The following is a 6,651-nucleotide window of genomic DNA, read 5'->3' on the forward strand; positions in this document are numbered from 1 at the left end:
ACCAGTGGCCGGACCCTCGCCACCCGAACCCGCAGCCGGACCCTCGCCACCCCGCCCCGGAGCCGGACCCTCTCCACCGGGACCAGCGGCCGGACCCTCTCCGCCAGGGCCAGCGGCCGGGCTCTCGTCGCTCGGGCCGGTGGCGGAAGGCTTCCCCGCGGTCCCCGCGGTCCCCGAGGGCCCGGCGTTCTCGTCGTCGCCGGTCGCCGCCGTACCCCCGGCGGCCTTCGCCGGAGGCGGGGCCTCGTCGTCCGCGTCCGGGGTCGTTTCGTAGTCGGTCGTCGCCCGGGGTTCGAAGTCCTGCGTGGCGACGGATGCGGTCGTCTCCGGTGCCGCCTCGGCCAGGCCTTCCGCGAAGCGGTTCAGCAGCCGGACGACGGCTGCCTCCACCGCGTCGGCCGGCAGGTCCTTGATCCGCCCGTCCGCCGAGGCCGTGCCGTCGAACACGACCGTGCAGCCGTCCTCCGCCTCCCGCAGGCCGATCCGCAGCGCGAGCTTGACCGAGCCGCTGCCGCGCGACTCCTCCGCCTCGCCCTCCACGGCGTACGCACCGTCGTCCCGCCGGGAGACCCGTACGGCACCCCGGTAGGTGACGGAGTGACTGCCGACGCGGATCTTCAGCCGCCCGGTGACGGGCTCGGCGCCGGCGTCCTGCTGGAGCCCGGGAACCACCCGGGCGACCCGCGCGGGGTCGTCCAGCACCTCCCTGAGCCGCTCGGCCGGAACCGGAACGAACACCTCGTGCTCCATGTCGACGGACTCTACCCAGCACACGCGGAAACGCACCCCCACCTCCGGGATTCGCTCCGGATCCGGGTCCGCCCGGCGTATCCTCCGCGCCCCCGCCCCGGCTCAGTACCGCGGATGCACCAGCGTCGAAGCGGGCAGCCCGGCGATCCGCGTCCCCCGCGCCGCCCGCTCCCCCGCCGCCAGGGACGCATCCGTGAGGGTCCGCGGGCGCGGACCGTCAGGGTCGAGGCGTGGCCGCGGGTCCGTGCGGGCGGCCAGGACGAAACCCCAGTCCCGGGGCGCCCGGGAGCGGTCGGCGGGTGTGCGGTCGGGGCCGACCGCGAAACCGGCGCGACGGCCGCCCGTGCCGTACGGGGCGGTACGCAGGCCGGCCGCGCGCACCGTCGCGTCCACCGTCCAGTACACCCGGGGGCTGGACGCGACCGGCCCGGCGTGCACCACGAGCCGGCCGCCTGGGGCCAGCACGCGCCGCGCGAGGCCGTAGAACTCCTGCGAGTACAGCTTCGTACTCGCCGTGATCCCCGGGTCCGGCAGATCCGAGACGACCACGTCGTACGCCGCCGGGGGCGCGCCGCGGAGCCAGCCGAAGGCGTCCTGGATCGTCACGTGCGTGCGCGGGTCGCCGTAGGCGTGCCGGTTCAGCGCGGACAGGCCGGGGTCGGTGCGGGCCAGCCGTACCACCTCGGCGTCGAGTTCGACGACGTCGACCCGGTCCACTCCGGGGTGGCGCAGCACCTCGCGGGCGGCCAGGCCGTCACCGCCGCCGAGGATCAGCACGCGCGCGTGCGGCCCGGTCATCGCGGGGTGGACGAGGGCCTCGTGGTAGCGGAGTTCGTCGCGTCCGCTGACCCGGAGCCGGCCGTCGAGGAACAGGTCGAGGGGCCGGCCGTGCGTGCCGCCGGTGAGGACGACCTCGTGCACACCGGTCTGGAGCGCGACGCGGACGTCCCTGCCGTACATGGCCTGCCGGGCGGCCCGCTCGAAGTCGTCGACGAGGACGGCGGCGGAGGCGAGGATCGCGAGCACGAGGCCGTTGGCGAGCAGCAGCAGCCAGCGGGCGCGCCGGGTCAGGTCCCGGCGGAACAGCCCGAGCACCAGCGCCCCGCCGACGACGGCGTTGACGGCGCCGGTGAGCAGCGCGCCGGTCAGCTGGCCGAGGAACGGCAGCAGGAGAAAGGGGAAGGCGAGGCCGCCGACTAGGGCACCGACGTAGTCCGCGGCGAACAGGTCGGCCACCGCGCCGCCCGCGTCCTGGCGGCGGATGCGCTGGATGAGCTCCATCAGCAGCGGGACCTCGGCGCCGATGAGCACTCCGGTCGCGAGGGAGAAGGCGACCAGGAGGCAGCGGGGTCCGCTCGCCCACATGCCGCCCCAGTGGCCGGTCCAGGCGAACACGGCGTAGAGGGCCATCGCGCTGCATCCGCCGACGAGCGCGAGCGTGGCCTCGACGGCGCCGAAGCCGGCCGCGGCGAGCCCGCGCAGGCGCTTCGCGGCGAGGGAGCCGATGCCCATCGCGAAGACCATGACTGACAGTACGACGGACGCCTGTGTGACCGAGTCGCCCATCAAGTAGGAGGCGAGGGCGACGAGTTCGAGCTCGTACACGAGTCCGCAGGCCGCACAGACGAACACGCCCGCGAGGACCAGGAACCGTCCGGTGCCCGGCCGGACGGGCAGCCGCGCCGGGCCGTCGGGGCCGCTCGGGGCGCTCCAGGGCGGCGGGGAACCGGGTGGGGCGGGCGCGTGCGGCTCGATCACTCTGCGACGTTACGTCACGTCTCGACCGCGGTTCGTCACCCACACGTGTGGTGCTGGTTTACAGAGGCCCGATATCGGTACGAGATTCGTTTGCCTCAGTGCGCGGCGGCCGTGGCCGGCACGCGCACGCCGACTCTCGTCCGGGTCGCGACCAACTGGCCGTCCTGCGGGTACGCGTGCCAGGTCCGCCAGTGCACCTGCCCCTCGTGGTGCTGGGCCAGCAGCGCCGTGAAGGCGTGCGGGCTGCCGGGGAAGACGCCCACGAGACCGTGCGGGTGGTCGGAGACGAGGGCCAGCAACTCCTGGGCGCGGCCCTCGAAGGAGCCGGGCGAGAGGACCTCGACCCGGGCGGCGAACTCGTACTCCCAGTCGCCCACCCGCTTGGCGACGCCGAGCGGAAGCGGAGTGCTGCTGCCCGGAATGCAGGCCACCGTCTCCGAGCAGATGCCCCGCTCCTCCTCCAGCAGGACCTGATGGGACGCGCCGAGGAGTCGCAACTGCATTTTGGAGCCCGTCAGTTCGAGGTCCATCACGGCCAGTGCGGGAAGCGGCTCGCGCCCCAGCGCCCAGGCGAGATCGGCCGCGCGCGTGTCGGAGTAGGAGGTGTTCAGGGTCGTGAGCATGGATCGACTCCGCAAGCACACAAGGAGAGGGAGGTGGGTCCGCCGCGCCCCGGTCGCACCGGAGGGTTCGGCCCGGATCAACCCGGTCGGCCGGTTTCTGGAAGGTGTCCGCAGGGCGTCCGAAGGGCTGCGTTGGTGGGTTAGAGGGAATCATGAACTGTGGCGTCGCCACAGCGTTTTTACCCAAGTTCGTAGGGTTTCCATCCCTCAGAGGGCTCTACAGCTCAATTGTTCAACTACGGCGTGCGCCGGTGCCGGGGAGGCGTGCGCCGGTGCGCCGTGGCTCGCGCCCGGAGTCGCGACGGCCGGGCGTCCGGGCTTCCGGCACGCTCCCGAAGTAGCCGTTTGACGGGCGCAGTTGCCGGAGTCACGGCTGGGTACGCCGTCCCATGGACGCGGTTGTCCTACAGGCATGCGAAGTTGCTTGCGACCTCACACAGTTGCCCGACAGGCGTTCGACGGATCCGCCGGACGGAAACTCCGGGATCCCGGACCACGGCCCGGCACGCAAACGCGGGGCCCGCCTCAGCTGCGGACCCCGCGTTCGGTGGTACGGCAAAGACCTGCCGACTGCCGACTGCCGACTGCCGACTGCCGTCAGCTGCCTCCGCCGCCGCAGCCACCGCCGCCCCCACCGCCCCCGCCGCAGGAGGACCCGCCTCCGCAGGACGAGCCGCTGCTGCAGGACGAACCGGACGAGCCGGAGTCTCCCCCGCCGGCCCACCAGCTGCCGCTGCCGCTGCTGCTCGCCGAACCGGAGGACGCCCACGACCCGCGCCGCGCCGACCGCCCGGAACCGCCCCTGCGCACCGCGGACACCAGCACCGCGACCAGAATGAATGCGATCACCGCCAGGATGATGCCGATAACCATGGCGTCACCCTCCTTTCGTCTCCCCCGAAGCGGCCCCCCGTGGGCGCCTCGCTCTTGCGTGAACAGGGGATGCCCGGGCCCCGCGCGCCCCAAAGCAGAGTTGAGGAACTTCAGAGGGTTCGATCGAGGGACCGGCCCCTGACCTGTACAGAAGCGCAGTTCAGGGGCCATCCGGGGCTCACTGGGCCGTCTGTGGGCGGTGTGGGTGTACACACGCAGCCGGCAGCTCGTCACGGAAGCGCCCGCGCCAATCCGCTCAGCGGGCAGTTTGGGTGGCTGGTTCGGCCTGCGCGTAGTGGCTGAAGCGGTGGTTCGTCCGCTGGCCACTCATCCCTATGTCTGAAGACGTGTACGCAGCTCACGGAAAGTCTGGGCAGCGTCGATTCTCGGTGGGATATCCCTGAACAGCGTCGTAACTGCGCTGTAGACGGGGGAGGGATCATGCGGATCCGGCCATGGGCGTTAGCCCAGAGCGGGATTGTCGTTGCCGTGACGGTGCTGGTCGTCGGCTCGACAGGGTGCGGTGGTCCTGGAGCCAATCCTTCGCCTAAGCCCTGGGAGCCGTCCTCGGCGTCCGGTTCGGGCTCATCAGCGGCTGATGGAGGGTCCAGGTCTACTCAGGGCACCGAGGGCGGAGGCCAGGCGACGGCCTCACAGTCCGGTGGCGAGGGCGGAGACCAGGCGACGGCGTCACAGTCCAGTGGCGGGGGCGGAGAGGAAGCGACCCCCTCACAGTCCAGCGGCGAGGGCGGAGACGACATCCCCCCAGTGGCGTCCCCGCCGACGGACACAGGAACCACGCTCGACCCATCCCCTGAGCTCACGTCCCCACCCGAAGAGACACGCTGCGTGGGCGTTCCCACACCCGCCGAGACCTGCCCGCCCTCTCAGGAAGTGATCCCGCCCCCACAGCCCAGTGAGACCTGACGGGGCCAATGGACAGCACAGATACACCGCGCGCGCCGGGTGACTCATCTCGTTCCTTGGCTCGTAGCCAACGTCGCAGACAACGCAGGAACACCGCACGACGAACGCTGCTCACGCCTGAACCGGACACCCATGTATTACGAGGCCCGGCGCCGAGCCGCCGTCCGCGAAGGCATCGGCAGCAGGGTGCTCGACCAGCCTCTTCGGAGCAGGGCGGAAGGGCCACCGAGATCGCCAACTCCGTCTTCGGCGCCGGCTCGTTCATCCTCGCACTGATGCTCTACACGGGTTTCGTCCACAGCCGTTCCTACTACACGTACTTCCACCTTGACGTCTTTGCCGTGGGCTTTGACCCGATCGAAATGGCACTGCGTAGCCTTCGACTCGCCACATTCCCGGTGCTCATCACCTTGAGCCTGGTCGGTATTCTTCCTCGCTTCCCCGAACTGTTGCCCTCGCTCGGCGTGCCCAGCCTCATCATCCGGCGCGTCAATCGGGCTTCCCACGCCGTAGCCCGGGCACATCTTGCGTTCGTTGCGGCGGGGGTGATCCTGATGCTGTGGTGGCGTTACGGTCAGCCCTGGTCCTTCCGGTGGGCTGCCCCTCTGCTGGTAGCTATCGGACTGCTCCTGGGACAGAGCGGCGCCGCAGGACCTGCTGCGGGCCTCCGGAGTCGGCTGTGGCATCGTGCTGTTCCCGTCGTCACCGCAAGCCTGTTCCTGATGTGGGTTGTAGCCCTGGCAGCCGGAGAGCTGGGCCGACAGGACGCACGCCAGGATGCCGAGCATCTGGCACGACGCGTTTCGGTAGTGGTGCTCAGCACTGAGCAATTGAGCATCAAGGGTCCTGGCATAAGGGTGGAGGACTTAGGAAAAGGCAGACACTACCGGTACCGATACAGCGGCCTGCGCCTGCTCGTGGAACGAAATCGCCGTTACTGCCTGCTGCCATTGGGCTGGAATCACGACACGGATGCCACTCACGTCATCGAGGACGACGAGAGCATCCGGATCGATCTATATCCCGGGACCCAGCCACCCACCTGATGCTGAATTGCCGGCCTACCGGCCGACGCCTCCCGTTGCTCCCCGTCCCGGCACGTGACGCCGGGGGCGGGCTCAGCCCACCCTGAGCTTCGTTCTGCACTTTCCCTGCCCGGTCAAGGCGGCTCGCTCCGCTCCTTCAGAGGCTTCTCGCGCAGAACGACGGTTCAGGCTCCGAGGTGTGCCCCGTCGCCCGCGCCGAGGAGGGGGGTCATGAGCCGGCGTTCGACGGCGGTGGGCAGGGACCACAGTTCGGCACGCCGCCGTTCGTCCTCCGAGCCCTGGCGGGCGGCGCGGCGGATACCGGGCACCGCCAGGGCCAGGGCGGCCAGGGACACGGCGAGCCCGGCCCCCAGGAGTGCACCGGCGAGTACGGCGCCGTCCGCCAGGGCGAACGGAAGCGCGACTCCGAGGCAGAACGTGCCCAGGCCGCCGAGGACGGAGACCATCCACCACAGTGGCGTGAGCGGGTGCTCGTCGCGCAGGTGGCTGACCAACTGCCGGTCGGTGGGACGCCGCCGGGGGTGCTGTGCGGCGGCGGTGAAGAGCTCGGCCCGCCCGCGCAGCACCCACACGGCGTGCACTCCCACCCATACGACGGGCAGCACGAACAGCGTCACCAGCACCAGAGCCGCCTGGATCGCCCGCGGCACCGACACCCACCCGGAGGCGTCGGC

The 6,651-nt window shown here is 71.2% G+C and carries 6 protein-coding genes; 1 reads left to right on the forward strand and 5 read right to left on the reverse strand.

The window, feature by feature from the left end:
• The 4 genes from ACWIF2_RS14175 to ACWIF2_RS14190 form a co-directional block, all read right to left on the reverse strand.
• On the reverse strand, positions 1-750 hold a 750-nt coding region (locus tag ACWIF2_RS14175), incomplete at its 3' end, for an SRPBCC domain-containing protein (RefSeq protein ID WP_454360504.1).
• A gap of 102 nt (positions 751-852) precedes the next feature.
• Complete coding sequence (locus tag ACWIF2_RS14180; RefSeq protein ID WP_454360505.1) at positions 853-2,508, reverse strand: polyamine aminopropyltransferase; 1,656 nt, start codon at positions 2,506-2,508, stop codon at positions 853-855.
• A 95-nt stretch (positions 2,509-2,603) separates the two neighbouring features.
• On the reverse strand, positions 2,604-3,131 hold the full coding sequence (locus ACWIF2_RS14185) for a DUF2617 family protein (RefSeq protein ID WP_454360506.1): 528 nt from the start codon (positions 3,129-3,131) through the stop codon (positions 2,604-2,606).
• Positions 3,132-3,728: 597 nt separating this feature from the next.
• Positions 3,729-4,004 carry a hypothetical protein gene (locus ACWIF2_RS14190; RefSeq protein WP_454360507.1) on the reverse strand — a complete coding sequence of 92 codons (276 nt, stop codon included), beginning with the start codon at positions 4,002-4,004 and terminating at the stop codon, positions 3,729-3,731.
• Between the two features lie 1,202 nt (positions 4,005-5,206).
• Here ACWIF2_RS14190 and ACWIF2_RS14195 point away from each other — a divergent pair.
• The gene (locus ACWIF2_RS14195; RefSeq protein WP_454360508.1) at positions 5,207-5,977 is read left to right on the forward strand and encodes a hypothetical protein; all 771 of its coding nucleotides are present in this window, start codon (positions 5,207-5,209) and stop codon (positions 5,975-5,977) included.
• A 164-nt stretch (positions 5,978-6,141) separates the two neighbouring features.
• On the opposite strand, the gene ACWIF2_RS14200 is transcribed toward ACWIF2_RS14195, so the two are convergent.
• The coding region (locus tag ACWIF2_RS14200) for a hypothetical protein (protein ID WP_454360509.1) at positions 6,142-6,651 on the reverse strand (510 nt) is incomplete at its 5' end.

It is taken from the genome of Streptomyces sp. NPDC055506 (genome assembly GCF_053643595.1).